Genomic DNA, 22,690 nt, shown 5'->3' with positions numbered 1-22,690 from the left:
GATGACGACTCCCGACCCCGACCCGGTGACGAGGGACGACTTCCGCCCGACGCATGTCGTGCCGCCGGAGGGCCTGCCCGCCTGGGAGGCCCCGGACGCGTCCCGGCCCACCGTGCCGCTCGACGCGCTGCTCCCGGTCCAGGTCGTCGAGCGGCTGGGCGACTGGGGCCGGATCGTCTGCGCCAACGGCTGGTCGGCCTGGGTCGACGGGCGGTTGCTGGTCGCCGTGCCGCAGGAGCCGCCCGTCGCGGGCCGCTCCCCCACCCGGACGGCCGACCCGCGCCCGCTTCTCGCCCGCACCGAGGAAGCGCTCACCCGCTACCGGAGCGCGGCCGAGGACCTCGCGGCGGGGCGGATCGACGGGGCGTCCTTCCGCGGGCTCACCCACGGTCAGCGGATCGGGGTGGTCGTCGACGGCGAGTCCCTCTGGCTGTACGACGCCGAGCACGAGCACTGGGTGTACTGCGACGGAACGCGGCTGATCACGTACGCGGTCGCGGGGGCCCCGGAACCCCCCGGCGTCGCCCGCGAACCCGACGACCGTGAACCGACCCGCCTGGTGCCGCGGACGACGGACGAACTCGACGATCACTGACGGACGACGTGCGGCTCGACGCCGGACGTACGGCGTCGGGCCCCTGATGTGTGCGCATGCCGCGCCAGCCGGCCGTGTCCTGCCCGATCTCCCCCCTCCGGTGGACGCTTTCGGCGAGCAGTCCGCCGAGGGGCCCCGTGACCAGGCCCCACACGACGGCGAGGCCGAGCGCGGTCCAGAGCTCGGGCCTGAGGAACAACTCCCCCTTCAGACCGCCTCCCACATCACCGATGCCGAGGAGCGACAGCCCGTAGTGCGCCGAGATCGTGCCGACCAGACAGACCATGAGCACGGTGAGCGTCAGTGCGACCGCCATCCGCACGGCGTGCTGCCAGGCCCGCGTCCGGGCCGGTGAGCGGGCCGCCATCAGGAACGCGGCGCCCAGGACCAGCAGGGCGTCGACGACCAGCAGCCACCACACCTTGGCGTCGTACTCGGCGAGCGTGCGCAGATTGAGCGTGGAGACGTCCTGGGCGCGCAGCGCCTCGTCGAGGACGTGCGGCATGGGCAGCCCGAAGGGCCCGGACACCTTGCCGGTCCAGGTGGCGCCCAGCCCGAGCGTGAAGGCGAGCCAGACGAGGTTGGGGAGCCCCAGGAAGATCACCGCGAAGGTCTCGGGGACGTGACCGCGCGTCGCGGCCACCACCAGCCCGACGACCACGCCCGCGGCGACGTACGCGAGCAGCAGCACCACCATGGCGTACGCGGCCGGACGCACCGACTCCTGGAAGCGCAGCAGCCGGGCCGGCAGCGGGGCCCCGCGCGACACCAGCAGGGCGAGGACGAGCACCCCAGCGAGCCACAGCACCCCGACGGCCAGCGTCGCCGGCACATCGGTCCTGAAACCCACCTTCGGCGCGACGCCGAGCAGGTCCCCGATGTCACCGATCGTTCCGGTCCCGAGGGAGACCGTGAAGTTCTGGCGGGAGCAGAGCGCCAGCCCCAGGAGGCCCAGCAGCCACAGAACCGCCATTCTGGCCGCCCACCCGGCCAACTCGGGGGCGCCCGCGACGGCCCGGTGCCGCAGTGGCCGCAAGAACCCGGCGGCGATCACCAGCGCCCCGGCGAGCGTGACGGACAGCGGAATCACGGTCAGCCCCGCCTGGGTGTCGGCGATCACTCCGGCGTCGCCCGCGAACTCGATGGTGCCGCCGACCGCGGTCACCACGGAGGCCGCGACGACCCGCGGGAAGGCGTTGTCCGGCAGGTCCGTGCCACCCGCGCCCCACAACCCGAGGGCGGCGACCACGAGCATGACGACAAGCCCGGTCAGTACCGCGACGAGGGCCTGGCCCCAGCCGTGACGTGCGGCCGTTCGCCCGGCTCGCGGGGCAATGGCCTGGGCGGACGATGTCTGCGGGCTCACTCTGCCACGCTAAGCAGCGCGTGGCCCCGCCGCGCGTCGGGAGGGCCGACCGCGTCGGCTTGCGAGAGGCACAGCACCAGAGCACACAATGGGCTGGATGCGGTAAAAAGCGGCGCAAAGCAGGTGAAGTGCCGCAGGATCCCTACGCTCGGAAGAAGAACTCGTGAGCGTCGAACAGCCGTCCTCCGACCGCCCCACCGGACCGCCTTCGGGGCCTCTGGCGGGTTCGTCCTCTCCGAGTGGCGCAGGGCGCGATCGGACCCAGCCGAGTGTCCATCCGCCCGCGGCGCCGCCGGGCGACGGGCCCGGTGAAGGAGGCGGTGGCGGCGGAGCGGGGGGACCCTCGGGGCCCGGCGGCACGGGCGACTCCGGCGACGGCCCGGGCCGCCCCTGGTGGAGGTCGGCGCAGCGGATGGCGCTGATATCCGGGGTCGCGATAGCCGGGGTGGTGCTCGGACTCGTTCTCACCCGCCCCAACGGCACGTCTTCGACCGGCAGCGAGGTGTTCCTGCAGTCCGCGGCGAGCGCGGGCCCCTACCCCTTCACGGAGTCCACGGCGAGAGCCGGCTCCACCGCACCGGAGACACCCGCGGCGAATGCGTCGGCGTCCGCGAACGTGACGCGCGGCGTGGAGGGTTCCGCGCCGGGTCTCTACGGCGGCACCCGCAACAGGGCCAGTTGCGATGTGGAGAAGCAGATCAAGGTACTCCAGGCGGATCCGGCCAGGAACAAGGCCTTCGCCGAGGTACAGGGCATCAGGCCCGCCGCCGTCCCCGCCTATCTGCGGGCGCTCACACCCGTACAACTGCGCATGGACACCCGGGTCACCAACCACGGCTACCGCAACGGGGCTCCCACTGCCTACCAGGCGGTCCTGCAGACGGGCACCGCCGTGCTCGTCGACGAGAACGGGGTGCCGCGGGTGCGCTGCGCGTGCGGAAACCCGCTGGTCCCGCCGGTCGCGCAGAAGTCCGTGCCGAAGCGGACGGGCGACGGCTGGCCCTCGTACCGGCCGCAGAACGTCGTCGTCGTGTCGGCCGCCCCCAAGCCCATCAACACCTTCGTCATCTACGACCCCCACCGCGGCGAATGGATCGCCCGCCACAGGGGCGACAGCGGAGGTCGTCGCGACAAGAAGACGCACCCTCCGGCGCAGCGGCCGTCCCCCTCGGCGAGCACCCTGTCCCCGACACCGGGCTCCCGGACGCCGAACTCGCCGACGCCGAACTCGCCGACACCGAACTCGCCGACACCGGGCTCCCGGACGCCGGGCTCTGCGACACCGGGCTCCTCTTCTCCGAAGTCGTCTTCTCCGAAGCTGTCGTCGAGGGAGCCGTCGGGTCAGTCGCCTTCTTCGAAGTCGCCGTCGGGTGAGTCGTCTTCTCCGAAGTCGTCGTCGAGGGAGCCGTCGCGTGAGTCGCCTTCTTCGAAGTCGTCGTCGAGGGAGCCGTCGGGTCAGTCGCCTTCTTCGAAGTCGCCGTCGGGTGAGTCGTCTTCTCCGAAGTCGTCGTCCAGGGAGCCGTCGGGCGAGTCGCCCGCTTCTCAGCCGCCCTCCTCTCAGTCGCCGTCCGGCGAGTCGCCGTATTCGGAGTCACCGTCTTCGAAGTCACCGTCTTCGAAGTCACCGTCTTCGGAATCGCCTTCCCCCTATCCGACGTCGTCCGCCTCGTCGTCGGCGCGCTCCACGTCGCCCCGCTCTTCATCGGCTTCGGCTCCCCCGTCGTCGACCCGGCCCGAGGCGTCGTCCGCCTTGTCGCCATCGGGATCGAGGCCTCGGTCCACCGAGCCGCGGACGACGGTGCCGACGAGGTCGAGCGCGTTGCCGAACTACCCGACCGCCGAAAGGACCACCGTGCCCGCGACGACCACCGCCGCGACAGTCGTGCCTCCTCCGTCCGCCAGTGCTCCGGGGTCGGCCGCGACGCCTCCGGAGGGTTCGGCTGCGACTCCCCCCGAGTACTGAGACGGCCCGCGAACCGTGCCGTGGCGTCAGCCGGACTGTCTGCCGGACCAGTCGAGGCAGACGATCAGGGCGTCGTCCAGGGTCTCGGTGACGCGATAGCGGGCCAGCTCGTCCAGGACGGCTCGCGGTACGTCGGCCGCCGGCAGCAGGGCGGTGGCCGCCACGGCACGGGCCAGCGCCCGCTCCCCGAAGACCTCTCCGAGCGGGGACAGGGCGTCGTAGACACCGTCGCTCACCACCAGGAGGCGGTCGCCGGGCAGGGCGGTGAACTCCTGCGCCACGTAGTCGGACTCCTTGAACATGCCGAGCGGCAGCTGCGCCTCCAGTTCGATCCGTTCCACGGCCGTGCCCCGTCTGCGCCACAGCCGGGGCGAACCCGCGTCCACGGCGAGCACGCTGCCCGTGGCGAGGTCGAAGGAGAGCAGCAGCGCGGACACGTGCTGGTCGCCGTGGTGTTGCGCGTAGAGAGCCTGGTCGGCGAGCCTGGCCTGATCGGCGACCGGGAGACCGGCGCGGCGGGCGTTGCGCAGGGCACCGACGGTCAGATGCGTCAGCAGGGACGCGTGGATGCCGTCCCCCATCCCGTTGATGATCGACAAAGTGAGCCGGTGCGCGTCCGAGGACCAGTCGAAATTGTCCCCGCGGACCGCGTAAGCGGGCTCCAGCTGCGCGCCGACGGCGAACTCCTCGCGTGAGCAGGAGCGTCCCGGGAGCAGCTCCCACTGCATTTCGGCGGCCAGGGTCAGACGGCCGATCCGCCGTGCCTGCCGGTAGACGTCGGTGTCCCGCTCGGCCACGACGATCGCGTGGCCCAGCAGATCGGCGACCTGCACCAGCTCGTCGGCCGCTTCGGGGGCCACATTCCCCGGGGGCAGCAGGACGGTGAGGACGCCGAGGCGCTCACCCCGGGCGGTGACCGGTAGATGAAGACGTACGTGCTCCTTGTGTCGGGGGTGCTCCTCGCGCGGCTCCTGGCTGCCGAACGCCCGGCCCTCGGGGCTGTTGTGCAGGGAGACGGCATGCGCGGGGTCGCCGGGTGTCGCGATCGGCTGGAGCACGGTCAGTCCGTAGTCCGCCAGGAGCAGGTCGGCGCCGATCGCCCCCCAGACGTCCGCCAGGAGAGGGCGCAGGGTTTCGAGCAGCGCGTGCGGAGGGGCCCCGCGCAGGGCTCTGTCGACGTCGTTCACAGAGGTCACGGTCGTGATGGCTTTCTCGTGCGGTGGTCGGGCGTGCGGCTGTCGTGCGGTTCGTGTGCGAGGTATCCACCACATTCCGAAGGATCGCTGTGCATTCAGGCCGGAGTCCAGGTCAGGCGGCCATGTCGCTGTCCACGCGCGAAACCGGTCGCTCGACCGTGATCACGGTCCGCGGCGAGGTGGATCTCGACAACGCGAGCGAGCTCGACGAGGCCCTCGCCGCGGCGGCCCGGGTCTCGCCGGCTCCGGTGGTCCTCGATCTGGCCGCGGTGACCTTCGCGGACTCGACCACGATCAACGTCATCCTGCGCGCCCACGGCGTACTCGGCCCGCGGCTGAGACTTGCCGCGCTCTCACCGTTCCTCGACCGGGTCCTGAGTATCACCGGTGTCTCGGACGTCCTGCGGGTGTTCCGCACGGTGGAGGAAGCGTCGCAGGCCGATGCGGTCTGAGAGTGGGTCGGGCGCGGTGGTCGGGTGCCGCGGGCCCTCACCCGTCGTGCTCCGGGTCCCCGTGGGCCAGGGACGGCCCGAGCGACCGCAGCGCGGCCGGCAGACCGTGCCGGTCGGCATCCGGCATGCGAAGCAGTGCGCCCTTGATCCAGGCGGTGCGCCGCTCCCGCACCCGGTCGAGGGCGGAGTGGCCGTGGCGCGTCAGGCTCAGGCCGACGCCCCTGCGGTCCTCGGCGCGGGGCGAACGGACCAGCAGTCCGGCTCCCTCAAGCGTGTCGCACACGCGGCTCGCCCGGGAGCGGCTGATCTGCGCCCGGTCGGCGAGCGCCGCGAGGGTCAGCCCGGGATCCGCGCCGACCAGGGTCAGGGCACGCAGCGGCGGCGGCGACAGCCGGCTGTCGACCGTGACCGCCGTACGAGCCGACACGGCGAGCAGGATCTCCGCCGCGGCCGCGAGCCGGTCGGCCGCCTGGAGCAGGACGTCGTCCCGTGCCCTGGGCGGTCGGTCCGCCCGTGTTCCGGGCAGTTCGTCGTCGCGTGTCCCGGGTGGTCCGTCGTCCCATGCCTCGGGAGGTCCGCCGTCCTGTTCCCCGGGAGGTACCTCGTTCCCTGCTCCGGGGCTCTGTCCATCCATCCGTCCGCACCCCTCGCTCGCACCGGAGATTCGGTGACCGGTCGGGCACCTCGACTGGTGGCCCTGCCCGGCCGTGTCGGGATGACACCGGTCCCGTGTGGGGATCGTGTGCCGAAGCCACCGGGGCGAGGGGAGATCGGGGTGACTGCGGAGGGCTTCACGGGGTATCAGCACCGGTGCAGCAGCATCCGGACGCGCACTGTCCGGACGTACCGGCATTCGAGAGAGACCCATATGACCGAGCGCTTGGACGGAGCGGTGATACCTACTGGCTTCGACGTGCCCGTGGAACCGCTTCGGCGGGCGGCGCACTACACCGGCGAGCCGGGGTGCATCGCCGAGGCACGCTTCTTCGCCCATCTGTTCCTCGAACAGCTCAGGTCGGAGTGGTGTGCCGAGATCGACGAACGGGCCGCCGGCGACCTCCTTCTGGTCGTGAGCGAGCTGGTCACCAACGCGGACCGGCACAGCCACGGACCGTACATTCTCGAACTGGAGGGAACCGACACATCCGTCACCGTCACCGTCTACGACAGCAGCGCCACCCTGCCCCGGAACTACCCGCAGGATCCCGGACGGGTGGGACGGCACGGTCTGGAGATCGTCCACGCGCTCGCGACGGAGGTGACCGTCGGGCGCGTGCCGGTCGGAAAGTGCGTCAAGGCCCAGCTCGGCCTTCGCCGTTGACCCGGGGCGATGTGCCGGTCGGCTCACCGCGGACCACGGTCGGCCAGGGTCACTCAAGGCGCGCGGACGTGGCGGGCCGCCTGCCGGTGACCGACGAGCTCGCTGCGGTGCCCCGGCAGGGGAGCTCCGATCCCCGCTGGGGCCTGGACGCCACCGCGGTACTGCTGCTGGTCGAGGACGACGCCGGAGACGCGCTGCTGGTGCGGGAAGTGCTCACCGACAGCGGGCTTCCGATGGCCGTCACCTGGTGCAAGTCCCTCGCCGAGGCACGGGTGTTCCTGCGGGCCTCGACGCACGCCGTCTGCGTCCTGCTGGACCTGCATCTGCCCGACACCCACGGACTGGGCGCGGTCCGGCTGGTACGGGAGGCCTCGCCCGACGCCGCCGTCGTGGTGCTCACCGGAGTCGCCGAGAACGAGGCGGGGCTCGCCGCGGTCGCCGAGGGGGCACAGGACTTCCTCTCCAAGGACGGCCTGGACGCGGAGGCGCTCAGCCGGACGGTCCGGTACGCCCTCCAGCGCAAACAGGTGGAGCGCTCGAACGCGGAACTCCAGGCGAGCAGGCTGCTGGCCCGGGAGAACGCACGCCTGGAGCGCGGGCTGCTCCCGAGACCCCTGCTGCGGGGTGGGGGATGTCAGGTGGCCTCGCGCTACAGCCCGGGACGGGACCACGCCCTGCTGGGCGGCGACTTCTTCGACGTCGTCGAGGGCGGGGACGGCACCGTGCACGCGGTGATCGGCGACGTCTCCGGCCACGGACCCGCGGAGGCCGCTCTCGGTGTCTGTCTGAGGGTGGCCTGGCGGGCCGCCGTGCTCTCCGGATGCGTCGGTACACAGCAGGTCCGGCTCCTGGAGGAGATCCTGGAAGCCGAACGCGCCGAGGACTACATCTTCGCCACCCTCACCATCCTGCGGATGGCCAAGGACCGCGGCCGCATGAGCGTGATCCGCGCCGGACATCCGGGACTGCTCGTCCGCACCCCGCAGGGCATCGAACTGTTCGAGCCGCCCCCCGGACCCGCGCTCGGGCTGCTCTCGGGCCGGGCCCGCTGGCCGGAGACCGAGCTGCCCGCGCACGACATCGGCGCCGTGACGCTGTTCACCGACGGACTCTTCGAGGGTGTCGTGGCCCCGGACCGGCGGCTCGGGGAGGAGGGACTGCTCGCGCTCGCGCGGGGGCACCTGGCCCTGCGCGGACGGCCGTTCGTCGACGCCCTGGTCGAGGACGTGGCCGCGCTGACCGCCGCCCACGGCGGCCTCGCCGACGACGTGGCCGTCCTGCACCTGGCGATGGACGGCATGTCATGACCCGTGCCACCAGGGCCCCGGGCCCCTCCGGCGACACCGAGGACGGGAAGCCCAGGCGTGTCGCCCGGCTGACCGTGCAGGGCTGGATCCATGTGGTGCTGGCCGCCAACGTGCTGCTGGTGATCGTCTTCGCCGTGTCCGGCGGCATGCTGCAGGCCCGTGCCGACGACCGCACCGACCTGCTCACCGACCGCATCCAGCCCGCGCGCTCCACCGCCTACCAGCTGGAGACCTCGCTGGTGGACCAGGAGACGGGCGTACGCGGTTACGTGCTGAGCAAGGATCCCAGCTTCCTGGAGCCGTACGAGTCCGGAGTGCGGGAGGAGAGCACGCTGCACGCCCGGCTGCTCGCGGAACTCGCCGGCGACGTCCGGATCGCGGCGGACCTGCGGGCGGTCCACAGCGCTTCCGACGCCTGGCGCCGCGAGTACGCCCGCCCGCTGATCGAGTCGGCGCGCACGCCCGGCAGCGGCACGCCGCCCGCGCTGGACGCGAGCAAGACCAGGTTCGACCGGGTCCGGACCCTGCTCGGCACGCTGGAGAAGGACATCCAGCGGCTGCGCGACCGGACTCGCGCCTCGGCCGACGACAGCCGTCGCTCCCGCGATCTCCTCTTCCTCGGCATGCTCGCGGTCTTCCTGGCGAGCGGTGGCGCGCTGGCCCTGCTGCTGCGCCGGATCGTGGGGCGCCCGCTGCGGGTCCTCGAAGCGGCCTCGGTGGACGTCAGCGGCGGCGCGTTCGAGCGCCGGATCCGGCTCGGCGGGCCGCGCGACCTGGAGGCGGTGGCCCGGGCCGTCGAGGAGATGCGCCGCCGCATCGTCGAGGAGCTCTCCGCCTCCAAGGCCCGTGAGGTCCTCCTGGAGCGGCAGGCCGAGGAACTCGACGCCCAGACCCTGGAGCTGAAGCGCTCCAACGCGGAGCTGGAGCAGTTCGCCTACGTCGCCTCGCACGATCTGCAGGAACCCCTGCGCAAGGTCGCGTCGTTCTGCCAGCTGCTGGAGAAACGCTACGGCGACCAACTGGACGACCGGGCCAAGCAGTACATCGACTTCGCCGTCGACGGCGCCAAACGCATGCAGATCCTCATCAACGACCTGCTGACCTTCTCCCGCGTCGGCCGCGTGGGCCAGGAACAGACCCCGGTCGCGCTCGACGACGCACTGGACCGGGCCCTCGCGAACCTCAGCGTGGTCCTGGAGGAGACCGGGGCCCGCGTCGTGCGCGAGGGACCGCTGCCCACCGTGACGGGCGACGCCACCACCCTGACCATGCTCTGGCAGAACCTGATCGGCAACGCCGTGAAGTTCCGCCACGCCGAGCGGTCGCCGGAGATCGTCGTCCGCTGCGAGGCGGAGCCGGACGAGGGGCAGTGGCGCGTGTGCGTGAGGGACAACGGCATAGGGATCGAACCCGAGTTCCGGGAGAAGGTCTTCGTCATCTTCCAGCGGCTGCACGGCCGCGACGAGTACGAGGGCACGGGGATCGGCCTGGCCGTGTGCCGCAAGATCGTCGAGCATCTCGGCGGTGCCATCACCCTGGACGGCACCGCCGGTGAGGGCACGCGCGTATCCTTCACCCTCCCCATGGCGCGACCGGAACCCGGCCTCGGAGCCGAGGAGTCGGCGCGTCCACCCGAAGGAGCACGTAGGTGACCACCCCCGTCGAACCCATCCAGGTCCTGCTCGTCGAGGACGACCCCGGCGACGAGCTGATGACCCGCGAGGCGTTCGAGGACAACAAGATCCGCAACAAGCTGCACGTCGTACGGGACGGCGAGGAGGCCCTCGACTTCCTCTACCGCACCAACCAGCACACCGGGGCACCGCGGCCCGACCTGATCCTGCTCGACCTCAACCTGCCCAAGTACGACGGGCGTCAGGTACTGGAGCGGATCAAGTCGGACGAGGAACTGGCACACATCCCCGTCGTCGTCCTCACCACCTCCTCCGCCGAGGAGGACATCCTGCGCAGTTACAAGCTGCACGCCAACGCATATGTGACCAAGCCGGTCGACTTCCACAAGTTCATCGCCGCGGTCCGCCAGATCGACGACTTCTTCGTGACCGTGGTGAAGCTGCCGAAGAGCTCCTGACCGCCCGCCCAGGGCCGGGACGTCCATGATTGCGCGAAGTCGGGGAACAGGGACTGAGGCGGCACGACCTTGCCGACCAGGAGATCTGTTGTCGAGACGCGAGGGCGGGCCTCTCATGAGAAGGCGCGGGACAGGACGACGAACAGGACGACGAACAGGCGGCGGGACGGCGGGGAGTCCGCCGGGCGTGGCGGCCTTCGGGTGGGCAGGACCGTCCGGCGGGCGGCGGACCGTCGTGGGCGGTCTGCTGTGGGCCGGCGCGGCCGCGGCCCTCGGCGCGGCCGGTAACCGGACCGCGCGCCGTGCCGCGCTGCGGGGCGTCGGCACCGTCGCCATCGCCTCGGCCGTGACCCGCGTCCTGCGACACCCGGCGGCATACAGGACACGGGCGCCGAACGGGGCCGGACGGGTCGCGTCGGCCGCCGCCTTCGCCGCGGGCGTCCTGCTCGAAGCACCCCGGTACGGCCTGTTCGCGGTACCCGGCGCAGCCGCGCTGACCGTGGCCCGTACGCGCGCCGGGGAGCGTCGTCCGGGCGATGTGGCCGTGGGCGTGGCCATCGGGGTCGGCGCCGCCGGGCTGACCGCCCGCTGGTGGCCGGTCAAGCCGGAGGCGGCCGCCGCGGCCGCACCACCGCGTCGCCCCGCGCCCGCCCTGCCCGGGGGCGCCGGACTGCACATCGTGGTCAACCCGTCTTCCGGCCTCTCGTGGAGCGCCGACGCCCCCGACGCGAGTGAGTATCTGCGCGGCGCGCTGCCCAAGGCCGAGATCACGGTGCCTCAGGAGGGGCAGGATCTGGGCGAACTCCTGGAGCGGGCGGCCCTGCGGGCGAAGGAGCAGGGCGGTGCCCTCGGCGCCTGCGGGGGTGACGGGACGATCAACGCCGCGACGGAGATCGCCGCCCGGCTCGGTCTGCCGCTCGCGGTGTTCCCCGGCGGCACCTTCAACCACTTCGCCGTGGACCTGGGAAACCAGTCCCTCGCGGATGTCGTACGGGCCGTGCAGGCGGGCGACGCGGTCGTCGCGGACCTCGGGCGGGCCCGCGCACCGGGCGGACCGGAGCAGGTGTTCCTCAACACCTTCAGCCTCGGCGTCTACTCGGAGCTGGTCGGCGCCCGGGAGAAGCTGGAGAACCGGATCGGGAAGTGGCCCGCGCTCGTGGTCGGTCTGGCCAAGGTCCTCGCCAAGGGCAGCCCCCTGAACGTCTCGGTGAACGGCCGCCCCAAGCGGCTGTGGCTCCTCTTCGCGGGCAACGGCATCTACCACCCGGCCGGATTCGCGCCCACGTACCGGACCCAGCTGGACGACGGACTGCTCGACGTCCGCGCGGTCGACGCCGGCACTCCGCTGGCCAGGACCCGGCTGCTGCTGGCCGTACTGACCGGCACCCTGCACAACAGCCGGGTCCTCACCACGGCGCAGGTGCGCAGCCTCCGGCTCGAAGTGCTGCAGGGCGACCCGCAGTTCTCCTACGACGGCGAAGTGACCCGGGTCGCGGCGCCGCGGTTGGTGCTCGACAAGCGGACCCGGGCCGTGACGCTGTACCGGCCCGCGGAGAAGGACCAGTGGCTGCGCTGAGCCCGACCGACCGGTGGCCGCGCCGAGAGCTCGGCCGACGCGACCGGTGACCGGCGGCTGCCGCGCCGCGGGTCGTGCGGTGCGGCAGCCGCCGGAAGGCCGGTTGCGGTGCGCCGAAGCCGGAAACGCCGGTTGCGGCGCGCTGGAACAGGCAGGGCGGTTGCGGGGCGCGGCGAGACGCAGAGGTCGGTTGCGGCGCGCTGAAGGAGGAAGGCCGTTGCGCGCTGGGACGGAAAGGCAGGTGGGGGCGCGCTGAAGCAGGAAGGCCGGTGCGCGCTGAAAAGGAAAGGCCGGTGGGGCGCGCTGAAACAGGAGGGCCGGTGCGAGCCTGAACCGGAGAAAGTGGTGGGGCGCGCCGAGACAGAAAAGCCGGTGGGGCGCGCCGAGACAGACAGGCCGGTGGGGCGCGCCGAGGCAGAAAGGCCGGTGGGGCCGTCCCGGATCTCCGGGGCGGCCCCACCGGCCTCAGGGCCGCGGGCGGGCGGGACGGACCTCAGGCCCGCTCGACCCGGTTCACATCGCTGAGCATGCCGCGGCGCAACTGCTCGATGATCCGCTTGATCAGCCGGGAGACATGCATCTGCGAGCAGCCCAGACGCTCACCGATCTCGGCCTGCGTGGCTTCCTCCACGAACCTCAGGTGGATGATCTGCCGGTCGCGTTCACTGAGCTCCGACACCAGGGGAGCGAGCGTGTGGAAGTCCTCGACGAGCCGCATCCCGTCGTCCTCCACCCCGATGAAGTCGGCGAGGACCGCCTCGCCGTCCTGGCCGCCGTCTCCGGTGAGCGCGGCGTCCAGGGAGGAGGAGTTGTAGCCGTTGGCGGCGATCTGGGCCTCGATCACCTGGTTCTCGGACAGGTTCATCAGCGTGGCCAGTTCGGCCACGGCCGGCTCCCGGTCGAGGCGACTGGCGAGCTCCTCCCGTGCCTTGGCCAGCTCCACGCGCAGCTCCTGGAGCCTGCGCGGCACATGCACGGCCCAGGTCGTGTCACGGAAGAACCGCTTGATCTCGCCGACGATGTACGGCAGCGCGAAGGAGGTGAACTCGACCTCGCGCGATATCTCGAACCTGTCGATCGCTTTGATCAGACCGATCATCCCGACCTGGGCGATGTCCTCCAGTTCGTCGCCCCGGTGGCGGAAGCGGCCCGCCGCGAAGCGGACCAGCGACATGTTCATCTCGATCAGGGTGTTGCGCGCGTACTGGTACTCCTGCGTGCCTTCTTCGAGTTCCGTCAGACGCCGGAAGAACTGACGGGACAACTCCCGCGCGTCACGAGGAGCCACGGCGCGTGGGTCCTGGACGTTCGGCAGTGGCGCCTCACCAGTCCTGGTCCTGGTCGACTGCTGAGTGACCTTCGACCGGCTCACGGTGGTCTCCATTACCTCTCCCACGAAACTCACTGTCCCGCCCCTTCAAGCATCGTGCTTCCGCGCCTACCCCGGACACGGGAAGTCATGTGTCCGTTCTTCCGTGCAACAGGTCGGCGCGCCGGTCAGGTTGTGAGCAGGGAGTCGTCGGTCGTCCGAGCCCCGGGCAGCCGGTGGCGGGCCGCGATGAGTGCCGCGTCCACATCGCTCGTACCGGTCGAGACGCAGAGTGTGTAGGCCATGTCGTCCATACGGCGCCGGACTTCCGTACGGCCGCGTTCGGCGTGGAGTGTGCGCAGGATGACGTACCGCTCGACGAGATCGCGCAGAATCGCGGGGTGGGCCATCAGCACGGTGTCCTCCGGTGGGTGGGCCGAGTCGTCGATGATGTCGGTGACCGTTCCCGACCCCGGCTACCCGGTCCTTGGCGATGTACTCATGCCGATGTCGTGCGGCGGTCCCGGGAAACGCGGGGCAGTTGGCGACGCCGGTCCGATGCGCCGGAAAAACGGTGGCGGATTCCGGGCGGGGTGCCGATGCTCGTGTACATGGCCGACATCGCGCCTTCGCAGTCCGGGCAGGCGTCATGCGGAGTGCGCCGATGCCGGCCGCACCAGGAGCAGTTCGTGCAGGAAGCGCTTGGTGACCCGCCCTGCGTGGCGAGTCTCGATCAGGTCCCGGATGCACCGCAGCAGACCTTGGCGGGCAGGGGCGTTCAGCGCGCGATGTCCTGAATAGGTCAGCAGCAGATCGACGTACTCCTGCGTGGAGTAGCTGATCTCCTGCGGGAAGCGGTACGCCTCGACCCGCCCCCACTCCTCCAACTCGCCGGTGTCGGTGGCGATTCCGGCCTCGGGGAGCGGTCGCAGTCCCGGGGGAGTGGCCGGGTCCCAGCGCTCGTAGCACTCCTGGACCCGTACGAAGAAGTCGACACTGCCGCCCTCGACGTGGTGCGTGGTGACCAGCGCGAGGACCCCGTCCGGGCCGAGTGCGGCCGGCACTTTCGCCACCCGCACCGCGGGGTCGAGCCAGTGGAACGAGGTCGCGCACACCACGAGGTCGAAGGGCTCGGACGGCAGCGCCCACTGTTCGAAGTCGGCCACTTCGACATGGGCGTCAGGGAACGCCCGCAGATGGCGCCGGGCCACCGCCGCGAGTGCGGGGCCCAGCTCCACGGCCGTCAGCCGACAACCCGACTCCGCGATCGGGACGGTGAGTTGGCCGGTGCCCGGGCCGATCTCCAGGACGCGGCTGTCCGGTCCGAGGCCGACCCGCCGGATCAACTCGTCCACCAGGGCGGGGGGATACCGGGGGCGAGCCCGGTCGTACAGCTCCGCCGCCTCGTTGAACGTGTCCCGCAGCACCGTCGCGCACCTCTCTCGCTCGGACACCCAGCGTAACGACGCCGCTCGATTCCCTCGATTCATTTGATTCCGCCGATTCCGTCGATTCCACCGAGGGCGGAATGCCGCTCTCTTCCCGTGCGGCTCGGCGCTCCTAGGCTGGGAGGGTGAGCAACCAAGCGCCGAAGAGCGGCCGAGCGCCGAACGAAGCCCGCGTCATCCCTCTCCGCCCGGCCACCGGGCCGGCGAGCACGCCGGCCCGGGTTCCCCCACCGCAGGCACCTACGACGGCCCGGGGCAAGGAGCCGTTGTGGCGCGACCTCGTGGGCGATGTCCTGCGGCGCGAGCGGCTGGCCCAGGAGCGCACGCTCAAGGACGTGGCCGACGCGGCCCGGATCTCGATGCCGTATCTCTCGGAGCTGGAGCGCGGCCGCAAGGAGGCTTCGTCCGAAGTCCTCGCGGCCGCCGCGCGCGCCCTCGGCCTCGGTCTCACCGACCTGCTCTCGCTGGCCCAGGACGAGCTCACCCGCCTCGCCCAGCCGCGCCCGGACCGCCGCCGCACCCCCTCGGCCCCGCGCTACGACGGCATGTGTCTCGCCGCCTGATCCGGGACGACCGGCTCGCGGCGGTGCGGCGCGAGCCCGCTGTCAGACCCTCGCGAGCCGTCGGCTCAGCACCTCGTCCGCGAGCCCGTACGCCACGGCCTCCTGGGCCGTGAGCACCTTGTCGCGGTCCATGTCCGCGCGCAGTGTCGCCACGTCGTGGTGCGTGTGCCGGGAGAGCACCTCCTCGACCTGGGAGCGGATACGGAGCATCTCCTTGGCCTGCAGGGTGAGGTCCGAGACCGTGCCCTGCCGGCCTCCGCTCGCGGGCTGACCGAGCAGCACACGCGCGTGCTCCAGCACGAACCGTCGTCCGGGGTCGCCCCCGGCCAGCAGCACGGCCGCCGTCGAGGCGGCCTGTCCGACGCAGAACGTCGAGATCGGCGCCTGCACGAACGTCATCGTGTCGTAGATCGCCATGAGCGAGGTGAAGGAGCCACCGGGCGAGTTGATGTAGATCGCGAGCTCGTTCTCGGGGCCCGACGACTCCAGATGGAGGAGTTGCGCGATGACGACGTTGGCGACCCCGTCGTCGATCTCGGTGCCGAGGAAGATGATCCGCTCGGACAGCAGCCGGCTGAAGACGTCGTAGGACCGTTCGCCCTGCGGGGTCCGCTCGACGACGTTCGGAATCGTGTACGTACCCATGTCAGAGCCCCATCCGTCGCCGTGACGCGGCCGGGCGGACGTCGTCGAGCGACTCCACGACCCGGTCCACCATGCCGTACTCCTTGGCCTGTCCGGCCGTGAACCAGCGGTCCCGGTCGCCGTCCCGGGAGATCGTCTCCTCGCTCTGGCCGGTGTGCTCCGCGGTGATCCGCTCGATGGCCTTCTTCGTGAACTCCAGGTTCCGCGCCTGGATCTCGATGTCCGCGGTGGTGCCGCCGATGCCGGCCGACGGCTGGTGCATCATGATCCGCGCGTTCGGCAGCGCGTAACGCTTGCCGTGCGTACCGACGCTGAGCAGGAACTGCCCCATGCTCGCGGCGAATCCCATGGCGAGCGTCGAGACGTCGTTGGGGATCAGCCGCATCGTGTCGTAGATCGCGAGGCCCGCGGTCACCGATCCGCCCGGGCTGTTGATGTACAGGCTGATGTCGGTGCGCGGGTCCTCCGCCGACAGTACGAGCAACTGGGCGCAGACCCGGTTCGCGGAGACCTCGTCGACCTGGGTGCCGAGCAGGACGATCCGCTGCGCGAGCAGTTGCGCGGCCAGATGGTCGTCGAAGCGGGTCGCCGGGGTGTCGCCCTCCTCGGCCCGCGGTGCGTGGGCGGGGGCCCAGCCGGTGATGAGTGGAGTCATCGGTCCTCCCTTTGGTGGCGCGGCCGTGGTCGCCGCGATCTCCACTCTCGGACCGAAAGCCCTCCCGGACCGGTTTTCTCGGCCCGCGGCAGATTCGCTACGGGCAGAGGAGGACACGAGGGCTGCCGCGGCCACCGGAGACGGAAGCCGTCCTCGCCGGCCGCGGCAGCCGGTCGGGCGGGGCTAGCCCTCGGCGCGCAACGACCGGAAGAAGGCCCGTACGTCCTCGACCAGCAGCTCGGGCTGCTCGGCCGCCGCGAAGTGCCCGCCCCGGTCGAACTCCGTCCACCGCACGATGGTGTTCGTGCGGTCCGCGATGTGCCGCAGCGCTACGAGGGGCTCGTGCGGGAAGACGGCCAGCGCGGTCGGCGCGGTCGACGGCTCGGGCGGTGTGCCCCAGTAGTCGGCGTGCGCCCGCTCGTAGTAGACACGGGCCGAGGACCCGGCCGTACCGGTCAGCCAGTACAGCATCACGTTGGTCAGCATCAGGTCCCGGTCGACGGTTTCCTCGGGCCGGTCCTTCGCATCCGTCCACGCCTGGAACTTCTCGACGATCCAGGCGAGTTGACCGACCGGGGAGTCCGTGAGCGCGTAGGCGAGGGTCTGCGGACGAGTGGCCTGGAGCTCGGCGTATCCGGCCTCCTCACGGCGCCATTCCTGGCCCCGCCGCCAGGACAACAGCGTGCGCTCGCGCTCCTCGGGGCTCAGCGCGGCCAGTTCCTCGGCGGTCGGCTCGGTGACCGCGGACGAGCCGGGCAGCAGGTTCAGATGGACGCCGATGAGTCGCTCGGGGAAGGCCCGCCCCAGGTCACGGGAGATGGCCCCGCCCCAGTCGCCGCCCTGGGCGCCGAACCGCTCGTACCCGAGACGCGTCATCAGCTCGGCGAACGCGGCGGCCACCCGCTGGAACTCCCAGCCGGTGTCCCGGGTCGGCCCGGAGAGCCCGAACCCGGGGATGCTCGGCACGACGAGATGGAACGCGTCGGCCGGATCACCGCCGTGCGCCCGCGGGTCGGTCAACGGGCCGACGACATCGGTGAATTCGACGATCGAGCCGGGCCAGCCGTGTGTGATGATCAGCGGGGTCGCGTCCGGCTCCGGGGACCGGATGTGCGCGAAGTGCACCCGCGCGCCGTCGATCTCCGTCGTGAACTGCGGCCACTCGTTCAGCCGCGCCTGCGCCGCCTGCCAGTCGTAGTCGTGCCGCCAATACCGTACGAGTTCCCGCAGGTACTCCCGAGGTACGCCGTAGGCCCAGCCGACCCCTGGCAGTTCGTCGGGCCAGCGGGTGCGGTCGAGCCGCTGATGGAGATCGTCGAGGTCGCTCTGCGGGAAGTCGATACGGAACGGTTCGACAGGGGACGGCTCGGTGCGTGGGGCAGCTGAACGCGAGGAAGTCATGTCCGCGGATGCTATCCCCGGGGTGGTGGAGCGGGCCTGGGTATTCAAGGCGCTCAGCGCGTCGCCGATGAGTTTTCGGACGAGGACCAGTCGACAGTGGTGACGACGTTTCCCGCCCGAGGAGGTACGTATGCCCGCCGATGGATTCACCACGTGTCTGTGGTTCGACGACCAGGCCGAGGAGGCCGCGCACTACTACGTCTCGATCTTCAAGAACTCCCGGCTCGGCCGGATCGGCCGCCACACGGAGGCCGGGCCCGGCCCGGCCGGCTCCGTGCTGACCGCCGAGTTCGTGGCCAACGGACAGAAGTTCGTCGCGCTGAACGGGGGCCCGCAGTTCACGTTCGACGAGGCCATCTCGTTCCAGATCCACTGCGACGACCAGGAGGAGGTGGACCACTACTGGAACAAGCTCATCGACGACGGTGGCGAGGCGAGCGCCTGCGGCTGGCTCAAGGACAGGTTCGGCCTGTCCTGGCAGATCGTCCCGAGCAGGATCATCGACCTGATCGGTGACCCGGACCCGGAGAAGGCGGCCCGGACGGTGCAGGCGATGTTCCAGATGTCCAAGCTGGACATCGCGGTTCTGGAGAGGGCGTACGCGGGCGAGTGACGGGCCGGCACGGCGGCCGGCCCGCCCCTTCGCGGAGGGGGCCGGCGGGTTCGGGCGAGCCGGCCGCCGTGCGACGCCGCGCACGCACCACTGCGGGGCGAGGAGGACGCAGGCGGCCACCTCCACCGCCTGGTCGGAACGGAACTCGGCCGGCGGTCGTGAGACGGTCGCAGGGCGCGCAGAATGGTGACCGGCACCGAACAGGAGACCGTCGTATGTCCTCTCGCCCCGACCTGAAGTACCGCTGGGTCACGCCGTTGCAGCGCCGGATCGGCAATCCGGTCCTCAAGCGGCTGCCGATCCAGACCCTGCTGGAGACCACGGGGCGCACCTCGGGGCTGCCGCGCCGGACACCGGTCGGCGGGCGCCTGGTGGGGCGGGAGTTCTGGTTCGTCAGCGAGTACGGCGAGCGGTCGCAGTACGTGCGCAACATCCAGGCCGATCCAAGGGTCCGGGTCCGCGTCCGGGGGCGATGGCACGCGGGCATCGCCCATCCGATGCCCGAGGACGACGCCCGCGCGCGGCTGAGGAGTCTGCCGCGGTTCAACAGCGTCGCGGTGCGTGCGCTGGGCGCCGGTCTGATGACGGTACGGGTGGATCTCACGGACTGAGGCCGTGCGCGGGAGGGACTCATGGACCGAGACCCTCCCCGTGCCGCCCGGTCGCGTAGAGGGCGGCGATCTCTCCCGCGACCCGCGCCAGGTTCTCGCGTACCTCCGCCGGTGAGACCACCTCGGCCTCGGCGCCGAAGGCGAGCAACTGCTGTGCGGCGCCCAGGGAACGGAAGCACACCTCCAGCTCCGTGTGTTCCGGTGTGCCGTCGGGAGCGTCCAGGGCGTCGGTGCTCTGCGGGGCGGCCAGATCCGCCTGGTGGACGCGCAGGAACCTGGCAAGGGAGGTGTGCCGGACGCGCACCACGACCCGCACCTCGGCGGGGACCTGGTCGACCTGCCGACGCAGGACGTCCCACACCTCGGCCAGCTCCACTCCCTTGCGCCGTTGCACGGGCTCGTCGGCGACCGTTGCCGCGAGGACGCGCTCCACCCGGAAGAGCCGGGGCTGCCCGCGATGGTCGGCCACCAGATACCAGACACCCGCCTTGTCGACGAGGCCGTAGGGGTCGAGGGTGTAGGACCGTACGCGGTCGTCGTGGCCGTGCCGGTAGCGCAGCCGCAGCCGGCGGTCCGTGAACACGGAGTCCTGAAGGACCCCCAGATGCGGGGCGGACCTGGGCGGACCGCTGCGCCAGCGGACCGGGTCGACCAGGACGCGCCGGCTGACCAGGTCGGCCGCCTCGCGGTGCGGCTCCGGCAGCGCGGCCATGACCTTGCGCAGCGCCGAGCCGATGGCGGGCCCGAGGCCCAGGTCGGCATGGGCGCGGTCGGTGAACAGCACGAACAGGGCCTTGGCCTCGTCGGCGGTCAGCCCCGTGACATCGGTGCGGTAGCCGGGCAGGAGGGCGATGCCGCCGGTGCGCCCGCGCTCCGCGTAGACGGGCACTCCGGCCGTCGACAGCGCCTCCACGTCACGGAAGATCGTGCGGACGGACACCTCCAGGCGCTCGGCGAGTTCGCTCGCGGGCACCCGTCCATGGGTCTGCAGGAGCAGCAGGATCGAGAGCAGCCGATCGGATCTCATGCTCCCAGGATGCCTGTAATACATGACGGGAGGTGTCATGTATCGCGACGAAACTGTGTGACGCACCCACCGGGGAAAAGCGCGCGAGGACCGCGCGCCGCACCGCCCGCGCTCTGTCCGCGGCGCGGGGACACACGAAAGGGAACCGCCATGACCGAAACCAACGGCGTCGCGCTGCAGACCGCTCTCGAATATCACCACGCGTGGACCGGGAACGACCTCGACAAGGCCATGAGCCGTATCGCCGACGACATTGTCTGCGACGCCCCGGCAGGCCGTATCGAGGGCGCCGAGGCCTACCGCGCATTCCTGGCGAACTTCATGCGCATGGCCACGAGTACGACGCTGAAGGCCGCCTTCGGCGACGACGGGTCCGCACTGCTCCTGTGCGACACCGAGACGTCGGCCGTGCGGAGTTCGCACTCCGCCGAACACTTCACGGTGGAGGACGGCCGGATCACCTATGTCCGCCTGGTCTTCGACCGGGCCCCGTTCCAGGCCGCCGGCTGACCCCGGAACAGTGATTTGCATTTTCCGGAAAGGTGTGGGCACGACCCCGTCGGACTTTTGTTGTGCCCACACTTCGTCGGGAAAAGCAAATGAAATCCCGAGGCCCCCGCAGTGTCGAGTGCCCACACTTCACCAAGGTTCGTCAAGCGTGAGACCGACCAAATAGGCAATCCGATGCGCGCTTTACGAACGGCGGTTCGGGACTGCTATGGTGGAGCCTCGTCCCGAGTCCGGATCGTGTGCCGTATCGGCACCCCGGCCTCGGATTGCACAGCGAGTGTTCCGTTTCATCAGACTCCGTTCACTCTTGCTTTCTCCCCGATTGCGACACCGGCTTCGCATGCCTGTTTCGTGATCGGGGGGGCAATGTTTCCTGCCCACTCCCTGGAGTACTTGATTCATGTCTGCTGAGAACATGACCGCTGTCGCCCCCGCGGGACCGGACACCTCCGGCTCCGCGCCCCGAGGCCGACATCTCGGCCTGGCCCTTTTCGTGATCGCCGCGGCCCAGTTGATGGTCGTCCTGGACGCCACGATCACCAATATCGCGCTGCCCGCCATCCAGACCGACCTGGGGGTGACCGACGCGAACCTCGCGTGGATCGTCAACTCCTACGCGCTGGCCTTCGGCGGGCTGCTCCTGCTGGGCGGCAGGGCGGGTGACCTGTTCGGGCGGCGGAAGATGTTCCAGGTGGGCATCGCCGTCTTCACGCTCGCGTCCCTGCTGGGCGGACTGGCCCCGAACGAGGGGCTGTTGATCGGCGCGCGCATCCTGCAGGGCGTCGGCGCCGCGCTCGCCGCGCCCAGCGCGCTGGCCCTGATCACCACCACGTTCCCGGTCGGCAAGTCGCGCAACACCGCGATGGGTGTGTACGCGGCGATGGGCGGCGTCGGCGCCACGGTCGGACTGCTGCTGGGCGGCACGCTCACCGACGTCCTGGACTGGCGCTGGGTGTTCTTCGTCAACATCCCGATAGGCCTGGCCGTCCTGGCGGGCACCCGCACCCTGGTCGAGGCGGAACGCCACCCCGGCCGCCTCGACGTGCCCGGCGCGATCACCGGCACCGGCGGTCTGATCGCCCTGGTCTACGGCATCACCCGGGGCGGCGAGCACGGCTGGACGAACGGCCTGACGCTCGTCTCCTTCGCCGCCGCGGCCGTACTGCTGGCCGCCTTCCTGTTCCTGCAGGCCCGCACCGCCGACCCGATGATGCCGCTGCGCCTCTTCAAGGACCGCACCCGGTCGGGCAGTTACGCCACCATGCTGTGCATCGGCGCGGGCATGTTCGCCACCTTCTACTTCCTGACCCTCTACATGCAGCTGATCCTCGGCTACAGCCCCGTCAAGACCGGCTTCGCCTACCTGCCGTTCAGCTTCGGCATGGCGATGGCCGCGGGCGTCAGCTCCAAGCTGGTCGCGCGGCTCGCGCCGCGGCTGATCGCCGGACCGGGGCTGCTGGTCGCGGCCGCGGGCATGCTCTGGTTCGCCACCCTGGAGCCCGACTCCTCCTATGCCGCGCACCTGATGCCGGCGATGTTCGTGACCGCCCTGGGCCTGGGCATGAGCTTCGTCCCGATGACGCTCGGCGCGGTCAGCGCCGTCTCCCACCAGGACACCGGTGTCGCCTCGGCGCTGCTGAACACCGCCCAGCAGATCGGCGGCGCGCTCGGCCTCGCCGTCCTGTCGACGATCTCCACCTCCGCGGCCGACGACAAGCTGCCCGAGGCGGCCGGTTCCCTCTACCGGGGCCTGGCCACCAAGGACTTCGCCCTGGTGGCGAAGGCGGGGGATGCGCTGACCCACGGCTACACGATGGCCTTCGCCGCCGCCGCGGCCATGTTCCTGGCCGGCCTGCTCGTCACCGCGTTCGCCGTCAACGCCGGCAAGCAGCAGCACACCGAAGGCGCCGCCCCGGTCCACATGGGCTGACCCCCACCACGGCATCACCACGACGAACCGGCGCGGAGACCGTGTCCGCCCGCCCCGTTTCCGCCCGCCCCGTACCCGCCCGCCCCACGGCCACCAGCCGCGGGGCACCG

23 protein-coding genes and 1 pseudogene are annotated in these 22,690 nt (G+C 71.2%); 13 read left to right on the top strand and 11 right to left on the bottom strand.

The genetic code is table 11. The features are described from left to right. The first annotated feature begins 1 nt into the window (after position 1). Positions 2-595 carry a hypothetical protein gene (locus tag RV986_RS04180; RefSeq protein ID WP_475916076.1) on the top strand — a complete coding sequence of 198 codons (594 nt, stop codon included), beginning with the start codon at positions 2-4 and terminating at the stop codon, positions 593-595. On the opposite strand, the gene RV986_RS04175 is transcribed toward RV986_RS04180, so the two are convergent. After that, entirely contained in the window at positions 483-1,961 is a 1,479-nt protein-coding gene (locus RV986_RS04175) for a streptophobe family protein (protein ID WP_475916075.1), read from the bottom strand. The two genes, RV986_RS04180 and RV986_RS04175, sit on opposite strands and share 113 nt — an antisense overlap. Positions 1,962-2,124: 163 nt before the next feature. Here RV986_RS04175 and RV986_RS04170 point away from each other — a divergent pair. Then, positions 2,125-3,432, top strand: a pseudogene (locus RV986_RS04170) (DUF6777 domain-containing protein); the annotation flags it as partial. Between the two features lie 176 nt (positions 3,433-3,608). Here the strand turns inward: RV986_RS04170 and RV986_RS04165 are convergent. Both RV986_RS04165 and RV986_RS04160 read right to left on the bottom strand, forming a co-directional pair. Continuing rightward, entirely contained in the window at positions 3,609-3,743 is a 135-nt protein-coding gene (locus tag RV986_RS04165; RefSeq protein WP_475924724.1) for a hypothetical protein, read from the bottom strand. A 207-nt stretch (positions 3,744-3,950) separates the two neighbouring features. Then, on the bottom strand, positions 3,951-5,120 hold the full coding sequence (locus RV986_RS04160) for a PP2C family protein-serine/threonine phosphatase (protein ID WP_475916074.1): 1,170 nt from the start codon (positions 5,118-5,120) through the stop codon (positions 3,951-3,953). Positions 5,121-5,242: 122 nt separating this feature from the next. On the opposite strand from RV986_RS04160, the gene RV986_RS04155 reads away from it, so the two are divergent. Next, positions 5,243-5,572 carry an STAS domain-containing protein gene (locus RV986_RS04155; RefSeq protein ID WP_475916073.1) on the top strand — a complete coding sequence of 110 codons (330 nt, stop codon included), beginning with the start codon at positions 5,243-5,245 and terminating at the stop codon, positions 5,570-5,572. Positions 5,573-5,609: 37 nt separating this feature from the next. On the opposite strand, the gene RV986_RS04150 is transcribed toward RV986_RS04155, so the two are convergent. Beyond that, positions 5,610-6,206, bottom strand: a complete 597-nt coding sequence (locus RV986_RS04150; protein ID WP_475916072.1) for a MarR family winged helix-turn-helix transcriptional regulator — start codon at positions 6,204-6,206, stop codon at positions 5,610-5,612. A gap of 234 nt (positions 6,207-6,440) precedes the next feature. Here RV986_RS04150 and RV986_RS04145 point away from each other — a divergent pair, with 234 nt between their 5' ends. The 5 genes from RV986_RS04145 (at position 6,441) to RV986_RS04125 (ending at position 11,868) form a co-directional block, all read left to right on the top strand. After that, the gene (locus tag RV986_RS04145) at positions 6,441-6,893 is read left to right on the top strand and encodes an ATP-binding protein (protein ID WP_475916071.1); all 453 of its coding nucleotides are present in this window, start codon (positions 6,441-6,443) and stop codon (positions 6,891-6,893) included. A gap of 68 nt (positions 6,894-6,961) precedes the next feature. Continuing rightward, positions 6,962-8,200: a PP2C family protein-serine/threonine phosphatase gene (locus RV986_RS04140; protein WP_475916070.1), complete on the top strand. Its 1,239-nt coding sequence runs from the start codon at positions 6,962-6,964 to the stop codon at positions 8,198-8,200. Next, positions 8,197-9,852: a sensor histidine kinase gene (locus RV986_RS04135; protein WP_475916069.1), complete on the top strand. Its 1,656-nt coding sequence runs from the start codon at positions 8,197-8,199 to the stop codon at positions 9,850-9,852. The genes RV986_RS04140 and RV986_RS04135 overlap by 4 nt, the downstream gene beginning before the upstream one ends. Beyond that, positions 9,849-10,292 carry a response regulator gene (locus RV986_RS04130; protein ID WP_475916068.1) on the top strand — a complete coding sequence of 148 codons (444 nt, stop codon included), beginning with the start codon at positions 9,849-9,851 and terminating at the stop codon, positions 10,290-10,292. Before RV986_RS04135 ends, RV986_RS04130 begins: the two co-directional genes overlap by 4 nt. Positions 10,293-10,479: 187 nt before the next feature. After that, positions 10,480-11,868: a diacylglycerol/lipid kinase family protein gene (locus RV986_RS04125; RefSeq protein WP_475916067.1), complete on the top strand. Its 1,389-nt coding sequence runs from the start codon at positions 10,480-10,482 to the stop codon at positions 11,866-11,868. Between the two features lie 493 nt (positions 11,869-12,361). Here RV986_RS04125 and RV986_RS04120 read toward each other — a convergent pair whose 3' ends face one another. The 3 genes from RV986_RS04120 to RV986_RS04110 form a co-directional block, all read right to left on the bottom strand. Beyond that, positions 12,362-13,252 (bottom strand): SigB/SigF/SigG family RNA polymerase sigma factor, encoded by an 891-nt coding sequence (locus tag RV986_RS04120; protein WP_475916066.1) that lies wholly within the window; start codon positions 13,250-13,252, stop codon positions 12,362-12,364. Positions 13,253-13,365: 113 nt separating this feature from the next. Continuing rightward, the gene (locus RV986_RS04115) at positions 13,366-13,593 is read right to left on the bottom strand and encodes a DUF5133 domain-containing protein (protein ID WP_475916065.1); all 228 of its coding nucleotides are present in this window, start codon (positions 13,591-13,593) and stop codon (positions 13,366-13,368) included. Positions 13,594-13,824: 231 nt separating this feature from the next. After that, entirely contained in the window at positions 13,825-14,604 is a 780-nt protein-coding gene (locus tag RV986_RS04110) for a class I SAM-dependent methyltransferase (protein WP_475916064.1), read from the bottom strand. A gap of 146 nt (positions 14,605-14,750) precedes the next feature. Here RV986_RS04110 and RV986_RS04105 point away from each other — a divergent pair, with 146 nt between their 5' ends. Continuing rightward, on the top strand, positions 14,751-15,188 hold the full coding sequence (locus RV986_RS04105; protein WP_475916063.1) for a helix-turn-helix domain-containing protein: 438 nt from the start codon (positions 14,751-14,753) through the stop codon (positions 15,186-15,188). 42 nt (positions 15,189-15,230) lie between these two features. Here RV986_RS04105 and RV986_RS04100 read toward each other — a convergent pair whose 3' ends face one another. From RV986_RS04100 to RV986_RS04090, 3 genes are all read right to left on the bottom strand, one after another. After that, positions 15,231-15,833, bottom strand: a complete 603-nt coding sequence (locus RV986_RS04100) for a ClpP family protease (RefSeq protein ID WP_475916062.1) — start codon at positions 15,831-15,833, stop codon at positions 15,231-15,233. Between the two features lies 1 nt (position 15,834). Further along, positions 15,835-16,488, bottom strand: coding sequence for an ATP-dependent Clp protease proteolytic subunit (locus tag RV986_RS04095; protein ID WP_475916061.1), 654 nt, complete (start codon positions 16,486-16,488; stop codon positions 15,835-15,837). Positions 16,489-16,671: 183 nt separating this feature from the next. Continuing rightward, positions 16,672-17,889: an epoxide hydrolase family protein gene (locus tag RV986_RS04090; protein ID WP_475916060.1), complete on the bottom strand. Its 1,218-nt coding sequence runs from the start codon at positions 17,887-17,889 to the stop codon at positions 16,672-16,674. 130 nt (positions 17,890-18,019) lie between these two features. On the opposite strand from RV986_RS04090, the gene RV986_RS04085 reads away from it, so the two are divergent. Both RV986_RS04085 and RV986_RS04080 read left to right on the top strand, forming a co-directional pair. Next, a complete protein-coding gene (locus RV986_RS04085; RefSeq protein ID WP_475916059.1) occupies positions 18,020-18,502 on the top strand; it encodes a VOC family protein in 483 nt (160 codons plus the stop codon). A gap of 215 nt (positions 18,503-18,717) precedes the next feature. Beyond that, the gene (locus tag RV986_RS04080) at positions 18,718-19,113 is read left to right on the top strand and encodes a nitroreductase/quinone reductase family protein (RefSeq protein ID WP_475916058.1); all 396 of its coding nucleotides are present in this window, start codon (positions 18,718-18,720) and stop codon (positions 19,111-19,113) included. A gap of 19 nt (positions 19,114-19,132) precedes the next feature. On the opposite strand, the gene RV986_RS04075 is transcribed toward RV986_RS04080, so the two are convergent. Further along, positions 19,133-20,140 (bottom strand): helix-turn-helix transcriptional regulator, encoded by a 1,008-nt coding sequence (locus RV986_RS04075; protein WP_475916057.1) that lies wholly within the window; start codon positions 20,138-20,140, stop codon positions 19,133-19,135. Positions 20,141-20,290: 150 nt separating this feature from the next. On the opposite strand from RV986_RS04075, the gene RV986_RS04070 reads away from it, so the two are divergent. Together RV986_RS04070 and RV986_RS04065 are read left to right on the top strand one after the other, a co-directional pair. Further along, a complete protein-coding gene (locus RV986_RS04070; RefSeq protein WP_475916056.1) occupies positions 20,291-20,650 on the top strand; it encodes a nuclear transport factor 2 family protein in 360 nt (119 codons plus the stop codon). A gap of 400 nt (positions 20,651-21,050) precedes the next feature. After that, a complete protein-coding gene (locus RV986_RS04065; protein WP_475916055.1) occupies positions 21,051-22,580 on the top strand; it encodes an MFS transporter in 1,530 nt (509 codons plus the stop codon). Positions 22,581-22,690: the final 110 nt, after the last annotated feature.

The sequence above is a fragment of the Streptomyces sp. RLA012 genome (assembly GCF_056270325.1).
The sequence above is the reverse complement of the archived record's forward strand: the minus strand, read 5'-3'. Positions and strand labels throughout refer to the sequence as shown.

What these genes read in the sequence shown, in the direction of transcription:
- RV986_RS04180 (WP_475916076.1), top strand. Translation starts at nt 2, where the DNA reads ATGACGACTCCCGACCCCGACCCGGTGACGAGGGACGACTTCCGCCCG.
- RV986_RS04155 (WP_475916073.1), top strand. Translation starts at nt 5,243, where the DNA reads ATGTCGCTGTCCACGCGCGAAACCGGTCGCTCGACCGTGATCACGGTC.
- RV986_RS04150 (WP_475916072.1), bottom strand. Translation starts at nt 6,206, where the DNA reads ATGGATGGACAGAGCCCCGGAGCAGGGAACGAGGTACCTCCCGGGGAA.
- RV986_RS04145 (WP_475916071.1), top strand. Translation starts at nt 6,441, where the DNA reads ATGACCGAGCGCTTGGACGGAGCGGTGATACCTACTGGCTTCGACGTG.
- RV986_RS04135 (WP_475916069.1), top strand. Translation starts at nt 8,197, where the DNA reads ATGACCCGTGCCACCAGGGCCCCGGGCCCCTCCGGCGACACCGAGGAC.
- RV986_RS04120 (WP_475916066.1), bottom strand. Translation starts at nt 13,252, where the DNA reads ATGGAGACCACCGTGAGCCGGTCGAAGGTCACTCAGCAGTCGACCAGG.
- RV986_RS04100 (WP_475916062.1), bottom strand. Translation starts at nt 15,833, where the DNA reads ATGGGTACGTACACGATTCCGAACGTCGTCGAGCGGACCCCGCAGGGC.
- RV986_RS04095 (WP_475916061.1), bottom strand. Translation starts at nt 16,488, where the DNA reads ATGACTCCACTCATCACCGGCTGGGCCCCCGCCCACGCACCGCGGGCC.
- RV986_RS04090 (WP_475916060.1), bottom strand. Translation starts at nt 17,889, where the DNA reads ATGACTTCCTCGCGTTCAGCTGCCCCACGCACCGAGCCGTCCCCTGTC.
- RV986_RS04085 (WP_475916059.1), top strand. Translation starts at nt 18,020, where the DNA reads ATGCCCGCCGATGGATTCACCACGTGTCTGTGGTTCGACGACCAGGCC.
- RV986_RS04080 (WP_475916058.1), top strand. Translation starts at nt 18,718, where the DNA reads ATGTCCTCTCGCCCCGACCTGAAGTACCGCTGGGTCACGCCGTTGCAG.
- RV986_RS04075 (WP_475916057.1), bottom strand. Translation starts at nt 20,140, where the DNA reads ATGAGATCCGATCGGCTGCTCTCGATCCTGCTGCTCCTGCAGACCCAT.
- RV986_RS04070 (WP_475916056.1), top strand. Translation starts at nt 20,291, where the DNA reads ATGACCGAAACCAACGGCGTCGCGCTGCAGACCGCTCTCGAATATCAC.
- RV986_RS04065 (WP_475916055.1), top strand. Translation starts at nt 21,051, where the DNA reads ATGTCTGCTGAGAACATGACCGCTGTCGCCCCCGCGGGACCGGACACC.